Below are 16,928 nucleotides of genomic sequence, written 5' to 3'. Positions count from 1 at the left end.
GTCTGGCTGGCTGCAGGAAAAAATCTATTGATCTTGTATTCAGGACTCGTCCACTCCGCGTCACGGGCGTGTGACAGGGCTCACCACCCCCTCCCGGCGCACGCCACCACGCCGACGCCCGGCTGTGACCTCGGGCTCTGCGAAGCCGGTCCCCTGTACAGGTCGCTACGCGCGTAGATATGCTCGACTGGTGACCATGCCCACCACTGCATCCGCAGCATCCGCATTCGCCGACGTGACCGCGTCCGACGGTGCGCTGCGCCGCTTCCTCCACGGGCTGCCCGGCGTCGACGCCGTCGGCCTGGAGGCGCGCGCCGCGTCCCTCGGCACCCGCTCGATCAAGACCACGTCCAAGGCGTACGCCATCGACCTGGCCATTTCCATGATCGACCTGACGACGCTCGAAGGCGCGGACACCCCGGGCAAGGTCCGGGCGCTCGCCGCCAAGGCCGTCCGTCCCGATCCGACCGACCGTGCGACCCCGACGACCGCCGCCGTCTGCGTCTATCCGGACATGGTGGCCACCGCCAAGGCCGCCGTCGCGGGCTCCGGCGTCAAGGTCGCCTCCGTCGCCACCGCCTTCCCGGCCGGGCGCGCCGCGCTCCCCGTGAAGCTGGCCGACACGGCCGACGCCATCGCCGCCGGCGCCGACGAGATCGACATGGTCATCGACCGCGGCGCCTTCCTCGCCGGCCACTACCTGAAGGTCTACGAGCAGATCGCCGCGATCAAGGCGGAGTGCGGCGACCGCGCCCGCCTCAAGGTGATCTTCGAGACCGGCGAGCTGTCCACGTACGACAACATCCGCCGCGCCTCCTGGCTCGGCATGATGGCCGGCGCGGACTTCATCAAGACCTCGACCGGAAAGGTCGCGGTCAACGCCACCCCGGCCAACACGCTGCTCATGCTGGAGGCGGTGCGCGACTTCCGCGCGCAGACCGGCGTGCAGATCGGCGTGAAGCCGGCCGGCGGCATCCGGAACACCAAGGAAGCCATCAAGTTCCTGGTTCTCGTCAACGAGACCGTGGGCGAGGACTGGCTGGACAACCACTGGTTCCGCTTCGGCGCTTCCAGCCTGCTCAACGACCTGCTGATGCAGCGCCAGAAGCTGGCGACCGGCCGTTACTCCGGCCCCGATTACGTGACGGTGGACTGATCAACATGGCATCTGCATTCGAGTACGCACCGGCGCCCGAGTCCCGGTCCGTCGTCGACATCGCCCCCAACTACGGCCTCTTCATCGACGGCGAGTTCGTCGAGGCGGCCGACGGCAAGGTCTTCAAGACCGTCTCCCCGGCCACCGAGGAGGTCCTCTCCGAGATCGCCCAGGCGGGCGCCGAGGACGTCGACCGTGCGGTGAAGGCGGCCCGCAAGGCGTTCGAGAAGTGGTCGGCGCTGCCCGGCTCCGAGCGCGCCAAGTACCTCTTCCGCATCGCCCGGATCATCCAGGAGCGCAGCCGTGAGCTGGCCGTCCTGGAGACCCTGGACAACGGCAAGCCGATCAAGGAGACGCGCGACGCGGACCTCCCGCTGGTCGCCGCGCACTTCTTCTACTACGCGGGCTGGGCCGACAAGCTCGACCACGCGGGCTACGGCGCGAACCCGCGCCCGCTCGGCGTGGCCGGTCAGGTCATCCCGTGGAACTTCCCGCTGCTCATGCTGGCGTGGAAGATCGCCCCGGCGCTCGCGACCGGCAACACGGTCGTCCTGAAGCCGGCCGAGACGACCCCGCTGACCGCCCTGTTCTTCGCGGACATCTGCCGCCAGGCCGGGCTGCCGAAGGGCGTCGTCAACATCCTTCCCGGGTACGGGGAGACGGGCGCCGCGCTGGTCGCGCACCCGGACGTGAACAAGGTCGCGTTCACCGGTTCGACCGCCGTCGGCAAGGCCATCGCGCGGTCGATCGCCGGCACCGACAAGAAGGTCACCCTGGAGCTGGGCGGCAAGGGCGCGAACATCGTCTTCGACGACGCCCCCATCGACCAGGCCGTCGAGGGCATCGTCAACGGCATCTTCTTCAACCAGGGCCAGGTCTGCTGCGCGGGCTCGCGCCTCCTCGTCCAGGAGTCGATCCAGGACGAGCTGCTCGACAGCCTGAAGCGCCGTCTGAACACCCTCCGCCTCGGCGACCCGCTGGACAAGAACACCGACATCGGCGCCATCAACTCCTCGGAGCAGCTGGCGCGGATCACCTCGCTGGTGGAGCAGGGCGAGGCGGAGGGCGCCGAGCGCTGGACCGCCGCCTGCGACATCCCCGAGGCCGGTTACTGGTTCGCCCCGACGCTCTTCACGAACGTCACACAGGCGCACACGGTCGCCCGCGACGAGATCTTCGGCCCGGTCCTGTCGGTGCTGACCTTCCGTACGCCCGACGAGGCCGTCGCGAAGGCCAACAACAGCCAGTACGGCCTGTCCGCCGGCATCTGGTCGGAGAAGGGCTCCCGCATCCTGGCGGTCGCCAACAAGCTCCGCGCCGGTGTCGTCTGGGCCAACACGTTCAACAAGTTCGACCCGACCTCGCCGTTCGGCGGATACAAGGAGTCGGGCTTCGGCCGCGAGGGCGGCCGTCACGGTCTGGAGGCCTACCTCGATGTCTGAGTCGGCGACGCGGCTGAGCGTCTTCAAGACCTACAAGCTGTACGTCGGGGGCAAGTTCCCCCGTTCCGAGAGCGGCCGGGTGTACGAGGTGACCGACTCCAAGGGCAAGTGGCTGGCGAACGCTCCACTCTCCTCCCGCAAGGACGCGCGTGACGCGGTCGTCGCCGCCCGCAAGGCCTTCGGCGGCTGGGCGGGCGCGACCGCGTACAACCGCGGCCAGGTCCTCTACCGCGTCGCCGAGATGCTGGAGGGGCACAAGAACCAGTTCGTCCGCGAGGTCGCCGAGGCGGAGGGCCTGTCGAAGTCGAAGGCCGCCGAGGTCGTCGACGCGGCGATCGACCGCTGGGTCTGGTACGCGGGCTGGACGGACAAGATCGCCCAGGTCGTGGGCGGTGCGAACCCGGTCGCGGGCCCGTACTTCAACCTCTCCACGCCCGAGCCGACCGGTGTCGTCACGGTCGTGGCCCCGCAGGACTCGTCCTTCCTCGGCCTGGTCTCGGTGATCGCCCCGGTGATCGCCACGGGCAACACGGCGGTCGTCATCGCCTCGGAGAAGTCCCCGCTCCCCGCCCTCTCCCTGGGCGAGGTGCTCGCCACCTCCGACCTGCCGGGCGGTGTCGTCAACATCCTCTCCGGCAAGGCCGCGGAGATGGGCCCGCACCTGGCGGCCCACCAGGACGTCAACGCGATCGACCTGACGGGCGCGACCGAGGGCGACCTGGCCCGCGACCTGGAGATCGCGGCGGCGGACAACCTGAAGCGCGTCCTGCGCCCGCGCACGGAGGACTTCGCGGAGTCCCCGGGCACGGACCGCATGACGGCGTTCCTGGAGACGAAGACGGTCTGGCACCCGACGGGTTCGCTGGGCGCGAGCGGCTCTTCGTACTAGCCGGGTCCGACCAGGCTCACCAGTCGGGTCCGACCAGGCTCACCAGTTCGATCCGACAGGCCCCCGGGTGGTCCCGGGGGCCTGTCGTCATGCCCGGCCGCGTTCCACGATCCCCGCCACGCCGTCGAGCACGCAGTCGAGTCCCGTCTCGAACTGCCAGGCCGCGTCGTCCTTGCGCGCCGCCCCCCGGGTGTACCGCCGGTAGGTCGGGTAGCGCCCGGTCTCCATCAGGTACGACATCTGCGGGGCGAGCCCCCGCCGCGTCTCGTCGGCGCTCTGCCAGCCCTGCTCCTCCATGTACTGGAGCAGCGCGGCCTCGGACTGCGTGGCCCCGTGGACGTACGCGTTGACCGCCCGGAACGCGGCCATCATCGTGTCGACGTCGAGTCCGAGCCCGTCGAGCGAGGCCAGCTGAGCCTCGGCCGCCGCCATCCGGGTCGGGGTGAGTGCGAAGAGCGGCGCCGGCATATGGGCCAGCCAGGGGTGGCGCAGCATCATCTCCCGGGTCCGCAGCGCGTACGCGCGGAGCGTCTCCCGCCAGCCGGAGACCTCGTCCACCGGCGCCAGCTCGCCGGACACCCGGTCGATCATGAGCGCCCACAGCTCGTCCTTGCCGTTGACGTGCCGATAGGCGGCCATGGGCGCGACGCCCAGTTCGGTGGCGACCTTCCGCATCGTCACGGCGGCGAAACCCTCGCGGTCCGCGATGCCGATCGCGACCTCGGCGATCCTCCCCGCGCTGAGGGACGCCCGCGGCGCCGCCGCGGGCCGCTCCAGGCGTTCCCACAGCGAGACGTCGTCCGTCTCTTCCTTCTTCGCCACTGGGGCCTCCCTCTCTCGCGTACAGCGTATCTCCAGTAGACGACGTACACATCGGCGTGTACGTTGTACACCAGTCGGTATACGCCGTACACATCACCGTTCCAGGGGGACCCCATGACCGCTCCGCTCCACCTCGCCGTGATCCAGGGCTCGACCCGCGACGGCCGCCTCGGCCCCGTCGTCGCGAACTGGCTGCTCACCCACGCCGCCGACCGCCCCGATCTGACCACCGACCTGATCGACCTGGCCGAGACCCCGCTGCCGACCGTCTTCCCGCACCTCGGCCAGGCCCCCGAGCGGGCCGAGGACCGCGCCCTGCTCGCCGCCGTGTCACCGCGTCTGGCCGCCGCCGACGCCTTCGTCGTGGTGACCCCCGAGTACAACCACAGCTACCCGGCCTCCCTGAAGAACGCGATCGACTGGCACAACCGGGAATGGCACGCGAAGCCCGTCGGCTTCGTCGCCTACGGCGGCTTCTCCGCCGGCCTGCGCGCCGTCGAGCACCTGCGGGGCGTCTTCGCCGAGCTGCACGCCGTCACCATCCGCGAGACGGTCGGACTCCAGGGCGTCTGGGGACAGTTCGACGAGAACGGCCGGGCCGCCGACGCCGCCGCCGACACCGCGGCGAAGGCGATGCTCGACCAACTCGTGTGGTGGGGCGAGGCACTGCGCGACGCGCGCACGAACAAGCCCTACGCGGCCTAAACCAATGACGACCGCTCAGACGTCCCCGCGGGAGACCCGCATCCCCTACCTGGGCGTCGCCGGGCTCATGCTCGGCGTCGTCCTCGCGACCCTCGACGGCACGATCGTCGGCACCGCCCTCCCCACCATCGCGGGCGAACTCGGCGGCCTCGACCGGCTGTCCTGGGTCGTCACCGCCTATCTCCTCACCGCGGCCGTCGCCACCCCGCTCTGGGGCAAGCTCGGCGACCTCCACGGCCGCAAGGGGGCCTACCTCTCCGCCGTCGGCGTCTTCCTCGCCGGATCGGTCCTCTCCGGCCTCGCGCAGAGCATGGGACAGCTCATCGCCTTCCGCGCCCTCCAGGGCATCGGCGCCGGCGGCCTGATGGTCGGCGCCTTCGCACTCATCGGCACCCTGGTGGCCCCGAAGGACAGCGCCCGGGTCCAGGCAGTCACCGGGGCGATGCTGCCGGTGGCCTTCGCCGGCGGCCCGCTCCTCGGCGGCCTCCTCACCGACCACCTGAACTGGCGCTGGGCCTTCTACGTCAACCTGCCCGTCGGCCTCGCCGCCCTGCTGATCGTCTCGCTCCGCCTGCGCGTAAGGACCCCGCGCGTCCGAGCCCGCGTCGACTGGGCGGGAGCCCTGCTGCTGACCACCGGGGTCCTCGCGCTGACCCTGCTCGCCGGCTGGGCCGGCACCGCCCACGCCTGGACCTCACCCCGGATCCTGGCCCTGGGAACGCTCGCGGTCGTGGCGCTCGCCTGGTTCGTCCGGGTCGAGCGGCGGGCCGAGGAGCCCGTGATCCCGCCCCGGCTCTTCCGCACCCGCAACTTCACGCTGGCGCAGATCCTGAGCCTCCTGGTCGGCGCGGGCATGATCGCCGCCCTGAACTACCTCCCGCAGTACCTGCAGTTCGCCCGCGGACAGTCGTCCACGGCGAGCGGGCTGCTGCTGCTCCCGCTGATGCTCGCCATGGTCGCCGCGCAGCTGGCCTCGGGCCGGATCATCGCCCGTACCGGCCGCTACCGGATGTACCCGATCCTCGGCGGTGCGCTGATGACGGCGGGCGCGCTCGCCCTGCTGCTGCTCGACGTGGACACCCCCGTCGCCCTCGCCTCCGGACTCACCGTGGTCGTCGGCGCGGGCATGGGCCTCCTCATGCAGGCCACGCTGCTCGTCACGATGTACGGCGCCGAGCCGCGCGACATGGGCGCGGCCAGCGGCACCGTCACACTCGTGCGGACGCTCGGCGGCTCGCTCGGCGTGGCCGTCCTCGGCGCGGTGTTCACCGCGCGCCTCGACGGGGCCGACACCCACCTGACCCCGGCACAGGCCCTGCGGCTGCCGGAGCCCGTACGGGAGGACCTGGGGGCGGCCGTGACGAGCGGGGTGCACGGGGTGCTGCTCGGCACGGCACTGCTCGCCGCCCTGGCCTTCGCCGTGGCGTGGCTCGTACGGGACGCCCCGCTGCGGCCCGGAACCGGCTCCGTTACGGAAGCAGCCCCCGCGTCAGCGGACCGGCCACCGGAAGATCGGCCACTGCCCCGCCCTTCGTGACGTGGTCGGTCACCAGGTTGGTGCCCACCGGCTTGAAGTCGGCGACCTGGGTGCCGAGACCGTTGTCGAGCGGGTCGACGCCGGTGTTGGCCAGCGGGTCGAGCTGGAGCCGGGTCAGCGGGCCGATCCCGTGGGTGACACCGGACAGCGCACCCGCACCGGCCGCGGTGGCGTCCGTCCTGGTCAACGAGTCGACGGGCAGCGGCACCGGGGCCACGGCCTGCGCCGCCGCACCGGCGCCGAGCACCGCCGCGCCCGCCGCCGTGACGGTGAGACCTGCCGCGAGCAGGGCGCTGCGACGGGGACTCCGGGGTTCTGCGTGACGCGCCATGATGATCCTTCCGAGATTTCCACGGGGTGACCGAGCGGACACCGACAGTAGTTGAGGTGTGATGCTCGATACCAACGGGCCTCCTCGGGGGTCCCCTGCACGGGGGAATGCTTCACACTGGTGTCCCGTGAGTTCCCAACCGATCCCGACCCGTGTCGTCCTGCTCGCGGGCCCCTCAGGCTCCGGCAAGTCGTCCCTCGCCGCCGTCACCGGTCTCCCGGTCCTGCGCCTCGACGACTTCTACAAGGAGGCCGACGACCCGACCCTCCCTCTCGTGGAGGGCAGCTCGGACATCGACTGGGACTCTCCGGGGTCCTGGGACGCGGAGGTGGCCGTCGCCGCCATCGTCGAACTGTGCCGTACGGGACGGACCGACGTCCCCGTGTACGACCTCGCCACCAGCTCCCGGGTGGACCGCGAGCGGCTGGACATCGGACGGACGCCGCTGTTCGTGGCGGAGGGGATCTTCGCGGCCGAGATCGTGGCCCGCTGCCGTGAGCTCGACGTCCTCGCCGACGCGCTCTGCCTGCGCGGCCGCCCCTCGACGACCTTCCGCCGCCGGCTCGCCCGCGACCTGCGCGAGGGCCGCAAGTCGGTCCCGTTCCTGCTGCGTCGCGGCTGGCGTCTGATGCGCGCGGAGCGGGCGATCGTCGCCCGCCAGTCGGAACTGGGCGCCCACCCCTGCGCCAAGCCGGAGGCCCTGGGCCGTCTGGCGGCGGCGGCAGCGGGCCGCCACCGCACGCCCGCGACCAGCTGAGAGCCGCAGAACACGACGCGGGTCGTACGAGCCCCCCAGCTCGTACGACCCGCGTCGCCATTCCCCGTACCCCCGTACGGTTCCCCCGTGCTCCCCCGACGGCTCCGTTTCCCCCGTAGCCCCCGTGGGTCTTTCCCCCAGCCTTCAGGCCACCAGCTCGCCGAAGGACTCCTCCTCGTCACGGCCGAAGCTGAGCACCTCGTCCTCGCGCAGTCGCCGCAGCGACCGCCAGATGCTCGACTTCACCGTGCCGACACTGATGTCCAGGATCTCCGCGATCTCCGGATCGGTACGGCCCTCGTAGTAGCGCAGCACCAGCATCGTCCGCTGGAGCTCGGGCAGCCGGGCCAGCGCCTGCCACAGCACCGCGCGCAGCTCCGTGCCGCGCATCGCGTCCGTCTCGCCCACCGTCTCCGGGAGCTCCTCGGTCGGGTACTCGTTGAGCTTGCGCCGGCGCCAGGCGCTGATGTGCAGATTGGTCATGGTGCGGCGGAGGTATCCGCCGACCGCGGCCTTGTCGCTGATCCGCTCCCAGGCGCGGTACGTGGAGAACAGCGCGCTCTGGAGCAGGTCCTCGGCCTCGAACCGGTCACCGGTGAGGTGGTAGGCGGTGGCGTACAGGGAGGCACGACGCTCCTGGACGTAAGCCGTGAACTCGGCTTCCGAACAGTTGCGCTCCCCCGTGACCTCCCCGTACGCCGCTCCCCCGTCAGCAATGGCCACCATGTACGGCGCCTTGCGCTGACGCCCGACGCTGCGAACGCACCCCCGCCCGTTCACCGCGCCGGACTTCTCCGTGCTCCGCACGACGTCGTGGAGACGCGTGACTACTGCGCTTGAGGTGGTGCTGTGCAGTGCGTTCATCCGGCGCCCCCCGTCGGTTGGAGTGTGTTTCGGTCCGTGTGCAATGAAGCTTGCCCATCGGACTTCATGGCGTTGTCCGCCGACTGTCACAGGCGTGTCACAGGGGCCCGGGCAGAAGCGCGCCTCCCAGCGGTCGAACTCGGACGGCCGAATGCGACAGAATGACGGCGTGCCTTTTCTGTTGCTGATCGAGGACGACGACGCCATCCGCACGGCCCTCGAACTCTCCCTGTCGCGGCAGGGCCACCGGGTGGCCACCGCCGCGACCGGTGAGGACGGCCTCCAGCTGTTGCGCGAGCAGCGGCCGGACCTGGTCGTGCTCGACGTCATGCTGCCCGGCATCGACGGCTTCGAGGTCTGCCGGCGCATCCGCCGCACGGACCAGTTGCCGATCATCCTGCTGACCGCGCGCAGCGACGACATCGACGTGGTCGTGGGCCTGGAGTCCGGAGCCGACGACTATGTCGTCAAGCCGGTGCAGGGCCGCGTCCTCGACGCCCGGATCCGGGCCGTACTGCGGCGCGGGGAGCGGGAGTCGACGGACTCGGCGACCTACGGCTCGCTGGTGATCGACCGCTCCGCGATGACGGTCACCAAGAACGGCGAGGACCTCCAGCTCACCCCGACCGAGCTGCGGCTGCTCCTGGAGCTGAGCCGCCGGCCCGGACAGGCGCTCTCCCGGCAGCAGTTGCTGCGGCTCGTGTGGGAGCACGACTACCTGGGCGACTCGCGGCTCGTCGACGCCTGTGTACAGCGGCTGCGCGCCAAGGTGGAGGACGTGCCGTCCTCGCCGACGCTCATCCGCACCGTGCGCGGGGTCGGCTACCGGCTGGACGTTCCTGCGTGAGCAAGGGGATCGTCACGCGGCTGCGTCTCTCCAGCCTGCGTCTGCGTCTAGTCGTCGTCTTCGCCCTGGTCGCGCTCACCGCGGCCGTCGCCGCCTCCGGCATCGCGTACTGGCTGAACCGCGAGGCGGTGCTGACGCGTACTCAGGACGGGGCGCTCAACGACTTCCGGCAGGAGATGCAGAACCGGGCGGCGACGCTGCCGCTGCGGCCCACGCAGGAGGACCTGCGGCGGACGGCCGAGCTGATGGCGACGGGCAGCGCCAACTACCAGGTGCTGCTGCTCGGCGAGCGGGACGCGGGCAAGCCGATCGTCGGCGCCTCGGACCCGGACGACTTCACCCTGGCCGACGTGCCGCGCTCGCTGCGCGAGGCCGTGGACACCGAGCGGCCGGTGACGGAGGCCAACCCGTATCCGTACCACCTGTTCTGGCAGCGAACGGAGCGGAACGGGACGCCGTACCTGGTCGGCGGGACGCGGATCGACGGCGGCGGGCCCGCGGGCTACATGTTCAAGTCGCTGGCCGCGGAGAAGGCCGATCTGAACTCGCTCGCCTGGTCGCTCGGGATCGCGACCGCGCTCGCGGTGGCCGGCTCCGTGCTGCTCGCGCAGGTCGCGGCGACGACCGTGCTGCGGCCGGTGCACCGGCTCGGCGAGGCGGCCAAGCAGCTCGGCGAGGGCAAGCTCGACACCCGGCTCCGGGTCACCGGCGCCGACGAACTGGCCGATCTCACCCGGACGTTCAACAGTGCGGCCGAGTCCCTGCAGAAGAAGGTCGCGGACATGAGCGCCCGCGAGGAGTCCTCCCGGCGGTTCGTCGCCGACATGTCGCACGAGCTGCGGACCCCGCTGACCGCGCTCACCGCCGTCACGGAGGTCCTCGAGGACGAGCAGGACTCCCTCGACCCGATGATCGCCCCGGCGGTCGCCCTGGTGGTCAGCGAGACCCACCGGCTGAACAACCTGGTCGAGAACCTGATGGAGGTGACCCGCTTCGACGCGGGCACCGCCCGGCTCGTCCTCGACGAGGTGGACATCGCCGACCAGATCACCGCGTGCATCGACGCGCGCGCGTGGCTCGACGCGGTCGACCTGGACGCCGAGCGCGGCATCGTGGCGCCGCTCGATCCGCGCCGGCTCGACGTGATCCTGGCGAACCTGATCGGGAACGCGCTGAAGCACGGAGGTTCGCCGGTCCGGGTCTCGGTGCGCACCGAGGACGACGAACTGGTCATCGCCGTACGCGACCACGGCCCCGGCATCCCCGAAGAGGTGCTGCCGCACGTCTTCGACCGCTTCTACAAGGCGAGCGCGTCCCGGCCCCGGTCCGACGGCAGCGGGCTCGGCCTGTCGATCGCCATGGAGAACGCGCTGATTCACGGCGGTTCGATCACCGCCGCCAACTCGGTCGGCGAGGACGGTGCGGTGGACGGCGCGGTGTTCGTGCTGCGGCTGCCGCTCGACGCGTCGGGGATCACCCGCGAGGTGCAGACCCGCAGCAGCCAGGGCGAGGTGGAGGAAGCGTGAGACGCCGCACTGTGGGGCGTACGGCCGTGACGGCCGGGCTCGTCGTGCTCACCGCGCTGGCCACCGGCTGCGGGATCAGGACCACGTCGGTCCCGGTGGACGCCGGCGCGGCCCCGTCACGGGTCCCGTGCAGCGTGACCCAGGAGGGGACGACGGGCGCGGCGGTGCAGGGCGTGCCGGTCCGGGTGTTCCTGGTCTGCGGCTCGCAGCTCGAGGCGGTGGACCGGCGCTCGCTGCCGGAGGAGAAGGCGGGCGGCGACCCGGTACGCACGGCGTCGGGGCTGCTCGCGCAGCTGCTGGCCGAGCCCTCGGAGAGCGAGCAGCGGGCCGGGTACACGACGGCGGTCCGCGGCCCGCTGGTGGTGAGCGGCGGCCACAAGGGCGACCCGGCGGGCACGCTGCGGCTGAGCCGCCAGCCGGAGGACCTGGCGCCGACGGCCCTGTCGCAGCTGGTCTGCACGTTCGCGGCGAGCTCGGCGGGGGCGGGGGAGCAGACGGTGCTGCTCGGCGGCCCGGGCGCGTACGCCCCGAAGCGGTACCGCTGCACGACGGAACTCCGCGAACGCCCGGAATCGACCCCGCCGACGGCCCCGACACCCTCCTGATCCCGCCGCCCCCCGCTGCGGCCGGCCGCTCCGCGGGGGCAGTGACCCTCCACACGGCGGGTCGCGTGGGGTTCGGTGGAACCGGATTCGGTGTTCGGGGCGTCTTGGGGGGCGTGCAGCGTCAAGGTTCGGGCGGCAGTGCCGCCGTGGTCGTCCGCGTGGCAGGGTTCGCCCTCGTCCTCGCGCATCTGCTGCTCGTCGCCTGGGTCAGCCTGCGCCCACGGGACGTCGCCTGGGTCACCGCGCCGAACATCGTCCCCCTCGACGGCCTCCGCGCCGACCTCGCCCTCGGTACCGCCGAGGCCGCCCGGCTGATCGGCGAGGGGCTGCTGCTCCTCGCCCCGCTCGGGATCCTGCTCCCGATGGCCGACGGACGGCTCCATGTCTCCGGGTGGGCCTCCCTCGCCCGTACGACCGCCGCAGGCGCGCTGGTGTCCCTCGCCGTGGAGCTGCTGCAGACCGCCGTGCCCGGTCAGGTCGTGGACGTGGACTCGGTCCTCCTGAACACCGCCGGGGTGGCGCTCGCGCATCTGCTCTTCGTCCCGGCCGGCCGCACCTGGCTGCGCCGCAGGTCGGACGGGGGGCGGACGGACTCCTCCGCGGGGAGCAGGCCGGGTCGGGGTTCCGCCCTGCTGCGGAACGAGGCGTCTCAGGGTGCGACCCCGACGATTCCCAGGGTCCCGATCGCCCGGTAGACCGACGCCCCGGACGGCACTCCGGCGGCACCATGGAGTCATCGGGAGCCCGACGGAGCGGCTCCCGGACCGACTCCGAAGGAGCCCACCATGGCCGCACTGACCCGCCCTCGTGACGGACGCGTGATCGGCGGAGTGTGCGCGGGCCTGGCCCGGCGCTTCGGCATCTCCGCGAACACGATGCGTCTGATCTTCCTGGTCTCGTGCCTGCTGCCCGGCCCGCAGTTCCTGATCTACATCGCCCTGTGGATCTTCATGCCGGACGAGCGGAAGGCCACCACGGCCTGGTGACGAACCCACGCCGAAGGGGCGCGTGCCCGGGAGACCGGGTGCGCGCCCCTTCGGCGTACGGAGAGCCGGGTACGGCCCCGGGGTCAGCCGATCGGCAGGCCGCCGGCGCCCAGCGGCAGGCCGCCGAGGAGGCCGCCCAGCGGGGTGGCGCCGAGGCCGCCGGCGGCGGCGTCGAGCGGGAGGCTCTGGGTGGCCTGCCCGGCGGCGGCCGGGAGGGTCTTCACGCCCTGGTCGAGACCCTGGCCGAGGGCGCCCTGGCCGGCACCGAGGGACTCGGCCGCGCCGTCGGGGAGCTTGGTGAGGTCGTCACCCAGCGGCACGGTCTGGGTCACCAGGCCGAGCGCGTCGGGGGTGGCGGGCACGACCGGGGCGGCGGAGGCCGTGCCGGCGGCGGCAGCGGCGAAAGCGGCACCGAGAGCGGCGACACCGAGCTTCTTGGCGGCAGACTGCTTCATCTGAAAATCTTCCTTGTGGAATCCGGGGGCTTCCGGGAAAGCCGGGCGGGGAAATCCTGGGAATGCAGAGCGGCTCTGCAACCTAACCAGTGATCGGCCCGTCCGCAAACACCGGAAAGCGGCCGGGTGTCGTACTTTTCCCGGCCGCTCGGTTCCTCTTGACGGGGTGGCGTTCAGCCCGCCGTACGGGAAGAGTCGCTGGTCGTGGCGGTCTGCTGGAACAGCCATTCGGACTTCAGCTCGGCATATCCGGGCTTGATGACCTCGTTGATCATGGCCAGGCGTTCATCGAAAGGAATGAACGCTGATTTCATCGCATTGACCGTGAACCACTGCATGTCATCGAGCGTGTAATCGAATGCCTCGGTCAGGAGCTCGAATTCCCGGCTCATGCTCGTCCCGCTCATGAGCCGGTTGTCAGTGTTGACCGTGGCCCGGAAGTGCAGCTTGCGGAGCAGACCGATGGGGTGCTCGGCGAACGAGGCCGCGGCACCGGTCTGGAGGTTGGAGGAGGGGCACATCTCCAGCGGGATCCGCTTGTCACGGACGTAGGCGGCGAGCCGGCCGAGGGTCACCGAGCCGTCGTCGGCGACCTCGATGTCGTCGATGATCCGGACGCCGTGCCCGAGCCGGTCGGCGCCGCACCACTGGAGCGCCTGCCAGATCGAGGGCAGCCCGAAGGCCTCGCCCGCGTGGATCGTGAAGTGGTTGTTCTCCCGCTTGAGGTACTCGAAGGCGTCGAGGTGACGGGTGGGCGGGTAGCCGGCCTCGGCGCCCGCGATGTCGAAGCCGACGACGCCGGTGTCGCGGTAGCGGTTGGCGAGCTCGGCGATCTCCAGGGCGCGTGCGGCGTGCCGCATCGCGGTGAGCAGGGCGCCGACCCGGATCCGGTGCCCGTTGGCCCTGGCCTGCCGCTCGCCCTCGCGGAAGCCCTCGTTGACGGCCTCGACGACCTCCTCCAGGGTGAGGCCGGCCTCCAGGTGCTGCTCGGGGGCGTAGCGCACCTCCGCGTACACGACGCCGTCCTCGGCGAGGTCGACGGCGCACTCGGCGGCGACGCGGAAGAGGGCGTCGCGGGTCTGCATGACGGCGCAGGTGTGCGCGAAGGTCTCCAGGTACCGCTCGAGGGACCCGGAGTCGGCGGCTTCGCGGAACCAGATGCCGAGCTTGTCGGGCTCGGTCTCGGGGAGCTGCTGATAGCCCTGCTCCCGGGCGAGTTCGATGATCGTGCCGGGGCGCAGTCCGCCGTCGAGGTGGTCGTGGAGCAGCACCTTCGGGGCACGGCGGATCTGGTCCGCGGAGGGGACGCTGGGAGTCTGGCTCGTCATTTCCGCACTTTAGCCCCTACGCGCGTAGAGCGCGCCCCGTGGCGCGGTGTCTGTGCCCGGTCTCTCCCACCCACGGGTGCTCCGATGCCGTGTCACCGGCACGTCGAGGGAGAAGAGGCCGCGTTCAGACCTTCGCGTATACGACTTATTGGTCTGTTGAGACGACACCGGCCTCTCCGGGTGCGCCGGGTCCCGCCGGCTCGCGGTTACGTGAGTCGATCACGGCGGGAGCCGACACCCGCCGGAACTCTTGGAAGGACGTGTCGTGAGATTCATCCGCGGACTGTTCGTCGCGCTCTCGGCGGGCGCCCTGTCGCTCGGCATGATCGGTACCTCGCAGGCCGATACCGACCAGTCGAACCAGAACCTCGACCACAGCTGCCAGAACAGCACGTTCGGCTCCTGTACCCAGGAGGTGAACTACGCTCCGGAGCTCCTGGGGGATGTCTCCCTCGCCGGCCCCCTCCTCGGCCCCTCCGGGCTGCTCGGTCCGTCCGGGCTCCTCGGCCCGTCCAGGCTCCTCGGCCTGACCGGCACCACCGGCACCACGGGTGCCAAGGGCGCGACTGACACCACTGGCACCACCAGCACCACTGGCGCCATCAGCACCAAGGGCACCACCGGCGCGACCACCCCGACCGCGCCGACCGCGCCCACCCGATAGCCCTCGCCGGCATCGATCACCAGGACGTGCACGGCCCGCGTGTCGGTCATTCCCCCCGCCACGCGGGCCGCCGCCCGAAACCGACGTGAGCCGGTTCCGGGCGACTCCTAGGCTGTCGGCATGACTTCGCCATCGACCGACACCGAACTGCCGCGCATCCACGGCTTCTTGTCCGACTTCCACCGTCGTCAGGCGGACCGGGTCGTCGCGTTCCCCGGTGGCTTCGCCGCGCTCGACGACCGGTTCACGCATTCGCGCGGCAACAACCACGTGCTGGTCGACGGCCCGACCGACGCCGAGGCGCTGCCCGCGCGGGCCGAGGAGCTGCTCGGACATCTCCCGTACCGGCTCGTGTACGTCGTCGACGACGAGGTCGCGGCCGCCTGCCGGGGTCCGTTGGAGCGGGCCGGTTACACCGGTGCGACCACGTATCTCATGCGGCACACCGGCCCGGTCCCGGCGCACGGCGGGGCCCGGCGGGTGGGCATCGAGGAGCTGCGCGCACCGGCCTCGACGGCCTGGCGCCGGTTCGCGCCGGGCATCTCCGACGAGCAGGTCCAGCACCTGGTGGAGCGGCGGGTCGCCCGGCTCGGGGCCGCCGACGACGTACGGTTCCTCGCCACGCACACCGAGGACGGCGAGGTGGCGTCGTGGGTCGACCTGTATCTGGATCCGGCGGCCGGGATCGCCCGGATCGAGGACCTGGTCACCGCCGAGGCGCACCTCGGGCGGGGCCACGCCGGACGGGTCCTCGACACGGCGCTGCACCTGGCGGCCGAGGCCGGCTGCGACCTCCGCTTCCTGAGCGCGAACAAGGCGAAGTGGCCGCACCGCTGGTACGGGCGGAAGGGCTTCACGATCGTCGACACCATCCACTACTTCGAGAAGGTGTAGCGACATGTCGGCACCCGTGCACCCGCCCAAGCCGCAGCCCGGCGACAAGGTCGCGATCGTCTCTCCGTCGGGCGGCCTGCCGGGCCTCCTCCCGATGCCCTACGAGCTGGGTCTCGACCGGCTGCGGAAGGAGTTCGGCCTGGTCCCGGTCGAGTACCCGACCACCCGCACCTGGGGCTCGACGCCCCGGGAGCGCGCCACGGACCTGAACGCCGCGTTCGCCGACCCGGAGATCAAGGCCGTCATCGCGAGCATCGGCGGCGAGGACCAGATCACCGTGCTCCCCCATCTGGACCGGGAGTTGATCCGCGCCCACCCGAAGCCGTTCTTCGGGTACAGCGACAACACCAACCTCCTGCTCTTCCTGCGCAACCTCGGCGTCGTGAGCTATCACGGCGGCTCGGTGATGGTGGAGCTCGGCCGGCCCGGGGCTCTCCACCCGCGGACGGCGGACTCCCTGCGGGCCGCGCTGTTCGGCTCCGGCCCGTACGAGCTGACGCCGTCGGCGGACGTCGGCGACGTCAACGGACGGTGGGAGACGCCGGAGACCTTCGCGCGCGAACCGGTGATGGAGCCGGGCGAGGGCTGGTTCTGGCACAACGCCGACCGGGTCGTCACCGGGGCCGGCTGGGGCGGCTGTCTGGAGATCCTGGCCTGGATGCTGATGGCCGACCGGGAGATCCGGCCGGTCGAAGAGTACGCCGGGCAGGTGCTCTTCCTGGAGACCTCCGAGGAGATGCCGGGGGCCGACGAGGTGTACCGGATCCTGCGGAACATGGGAGAGCGCGGGCTGCTGCGGCAGTTCCCGGCCGTCCTGGTGGCCCGGGCCAAGAGCTGGAGCTTCGAGCAGCCGCTGGAGGCGCCGGCCCGCACCGCGTACCGCAAGGCCCAACGCGAGGCGGTACTACGGGCGTTGGAAGAGTACGCGCCCGAGACCATGGCGGTCTTCGGGGTGGACTTCGGGCACACCGACCCACAGCAGGTGCTCCCCTGCGGGGGTCCGATCCGCGTCGACGGTCCCGCGCGGCGCATCACCGTCACGTACTGAAGTCCGGCCCGACGACGGTGCCCCGCCGGACGATACGTAACAGAGACCGCGCGTACGACTGGCGTACACCTC

19 protein-coding genes are annotated in these 16,928 nt (G+C 71.5%); 14 read left to right on the top strand and 5 right to left on the bottom strand.

The window, feature by feature from the left end:
• The first annotated feature begins 196 nt into the window (after positions 1-196).
• The 3 genes from deoC to E0F75_RS17920 are packed head-to-tail and all read left to right on the top strand — an operon-like array spanning position 197 to position 3,487.
• Entirely contained in the window at positions 197-1,156 is a 960-nt protein-coding gene (deoC, locus tag E0F75_RS17930; protein ID WP_187623550.1) for a deoxyribose-phosphate aldolase, read from the top strand.
• A 5-nt stretch (positions 1,157-1,161) separates the two neighbouring features.
• Positions 1,162-2,598: an aldehyde dehydrogenase family protein gene (locus E0F75_RS17925; protein WP_187623506.1), complete on the top strand. Its 1,437-nt coding sequence runs from the start codon at positions 1,162-1,164 to the stop codon at positions 2,596-2,598.
• Complete coding sequence (locus E0F75_RS17920) at positions 2,591-3,487, top strand: aldehyde dehydrogenase (protein ID WP_187623505.1); 897 nt, start codon at positions 2,591-2,593, stop codon at positions 3,485-3,487. Before E0F75_RS17925 ends, E0F75_RS17920 begins: the two co-directional genes overlap by 8 nt.
• A gap of 87 nt (positions 3,488-3,574) precedes the next feature.
• On the opposite strand, the gene E0F75_RS17915 is transcribed toward E0F75_RS17920, so the two are convergent.
• The gene (locus E0F75_RS17915; RefSeq protein ID WP_187623504.1) at positions 3,575-4,309 is read right to left on the bottom strand and encodes a TetR/AcrR family transcriptional regulator; all 735 of its coding nucleotides are present in this window, start codon (positions 4,307-4,309) and stop codon (positions 3,575-3,577) included.
• 114 nt (positions 4,310-4,423) lie between these two features.
• On the opposite strand from E0F75_RS17915, the gene E0F75_RS17910 reads away from it, so the two are divergent.
• Positions 4,424-5,014, top strand: coding sequence for an NADPH-dependent FMN reductase (locus E0F75_RS17910; protein WP_187623503.1), 591 nt, complete (start codon positions 4,424-4,426; stop codon positions 5,012-5,014).
• 4 nt (positions 5,015-5,018) lie between these two features.
• Entirely contained in the window at positions 5,019-6,551 is a 1,533-nt protein-coding gene (locus tag E0F75_RS17905) for an MDR family MFS transporter (protein WP_229312718.1), read from the top strand.
• Here E0F75_RS17905 and E0F75_RS17900 read toward each other — a convergent pair.
• Complete coding sequence (locus E0F75_RS17900) at positions 6,484-6,882, bottom strand: hypothetical protein (protein ID WP_187623502.1); 399 nt, start codon at positions 6,880-6,882, stop codon at positions 6,484-6,486. The genes E0F75_RS17905 and E0F75_RS17900 overlap by 68 nt on opposite strands.
• A gap of 61 nt (positions 6,883-6,943) precedes the next feature.
• On the opposite strand from E0F75_RS17900, the gene E0F75_RS17895 reads away from it, so the two are divergent.
• Positions 6,944-7,639 carry a uridine kinase gene (locus tag E0F75_RS17895; protein ID WP_187623501.1) on the top strand — a complete coding sequence of 232 codons (696 nt, stop codon included), beginning with the start codon at positions 6,944-6,946 and terminating at the stop codon, positions 7,637-7,639.
• A gap of 144 nt (positions 7,640-7,783) precedes the next feature.
• On the opposite strand, the gene E0F75_RS17890 is transcribed toward E0F75_RS17895, so the two are convergent.
• Complete coding sequence (locus E0F75_RS17890; RefSeq protein WP_030318346.1) at positions 7,784-8,503, bottom strand: SigE family RNA polymerase sigma factor; 720 nt, start codon at positions 8,501-8,503, stop codon at positions 7,784-7,786.
• 169 nt (positions 8,504-8,672) lie between these two features.
• Between E0F75_RS17890 and afsQ1 the strand changes: the two genes are divergently transcribed.
• From afsQ1 to E0F75_RS17865, 5 genes are all read left to right on the top strand, one after another.
• Complete coding sequence (gene afsQ1 / locus E0F75_RS17885) at positions 8,673-9,350, top strand: two-component system response regulator AfsQ1 (RefSeq protein ID WP_017239746.1); 678 nt, start codon at positions 8,673-8,675, stop codon at positions 9,348-9,350.
• Positions 9,347-10,876, top strand: coding sequence for a HAMP domain-containing sensor histidine kinase (locus E0F75_RS17880; protein WP_187623500.1), 1,530 nt, complete (start codon positions 9,347-9,349; stop codon positions 10,874-10,876). Before afsQ1 ends, E0F75_RS17880 begins: the two co-directional genes overlap by 4 nt.
• Positions 10,873-11,481: a hypothetical protein gene (locus tag E0F75_RS17875; RefSeq protein ID WP_187623499.1), complete on the top strand. Its 609-nt coding sequence runs from the start codon at positions 10,873-10,875 to the stop codon at positions 11,479-11,481. The genes E0F75_RS17880 and E0F75_RS17875 overlap by 4 nt, the downstream gene beginning before the upstream one ends.
• A 158-nt stretch (positions 11,482-11,639) precedes the next feature.
• Positions 11,640-12,176 (top strand): VanZ family protein, encoded by a 537-nt coding sequence (locus E0F75_RS17870; RefSeq protein WP_374115409.1) that lies wholly within the window; start codon positions 11,640-11,642, stop codon positions 12,174-12,176.
• Positions 12,177-12,266: 90 nt separating this feature from the next.
• Complete coding sequence (locus E0F75_RS17865; RefSeq protein ID WP_055600943.1) at positions 12,267-12,467, top strand: PspC domain-containing protein; 201 nt, start codon at positions 12,267-12,269, stop codon at positions 12,465-12,467.
• Between the two features lie 83 nt (positions 12,468-12,550).
• On the opposite strand, the gene E0F75_RS17860 is transcribed toward E0F75_RS17865, so the two are convergent.
• Together E0F75_RS17860 and E0F75_RS17855 are read right to left on the bottom strand one after the other, a co-directional pair.
• The gene (locus E0F75_RS17860; protein WP_187623497.1) at positions 12,551-12,922 is read right to left on the bottom strand and encodes a hypothetical protein; all 372 of its coding nucleotides are present in this window, start codon (positions 12,920-12,922) and stop codon (positions 12,551-12,553) included.
• 173 nt (positions 12,923-13,095) lie between these two features.
• On the bottom strand, positions 13,096-14,250 hold the full coding sequence (locus tag E0F75_RS17855) for an adenosine deaminase (protein ID WP_187623496.1): 1,155 nt from the start codon (positions 14,248-14,250) through the stop codon (positions 13,096-13,098).
• A gap of 265 nt (positions 14,251-14,515) precedes the next feature.
• Between E0F75_RS17855 and E0F75_RS17850 the strand changes: the two genes are divergently transcribed.
• The 3 genes from E0F75_RS17850 to E0F75_RS17840 all read left to right on the top strand — a co-directional run bounded on the left by E0F75_RS17850 (position 14,516) and on the right by E0F75_RS17840 (position 16,856).
• A complete protein-coding gene (locus E0F75_RS17850; RefSeq protein WP_187623495.1) occupies positions 14,516-14,914 on the top strand; it encodes a hypothetical protein in 399 nt (132 codons plus the stop codon).
• Positions 14,915-15,034: 120 nt separating this feature from the next.
• Complete coding sequence (locus tag E0F75_RS17845) at positions 15,035-15,808, top strand: GNAT family N-acetyltransferase (protein WP_187623494.1); 774 nt, start codon at positions 15,035-15,037, stop codon at positions 15,806-15,808.
• Positions 15,809-15,812: 4 nt separating this feature from the next.
• A complete protein-coding gene (locus E0F75_RS17840) occupies positions 15,813-16,856 on the top strand; it encodes a S66 peptidase family protein (RefSeq protein ID WP_187623493.1) in 1,044 nt (347 codons plus the stop codon).
• Positions 16,857-16,928: the final 72 nt, after the last annotated feature.

Source organism: Streptomyces sp. CB02980, from assembly GCF_014451325.2.
GTDB lineage: Bacteria > Actinomycetota > Actinomycetes > Streptomycetales > Streptomycetaceae > Streptomyces.
Note: the sequence above shows the minus strand (reverse complement) of the source record. Positions and strands in the feature narration are given on the sequence as shown.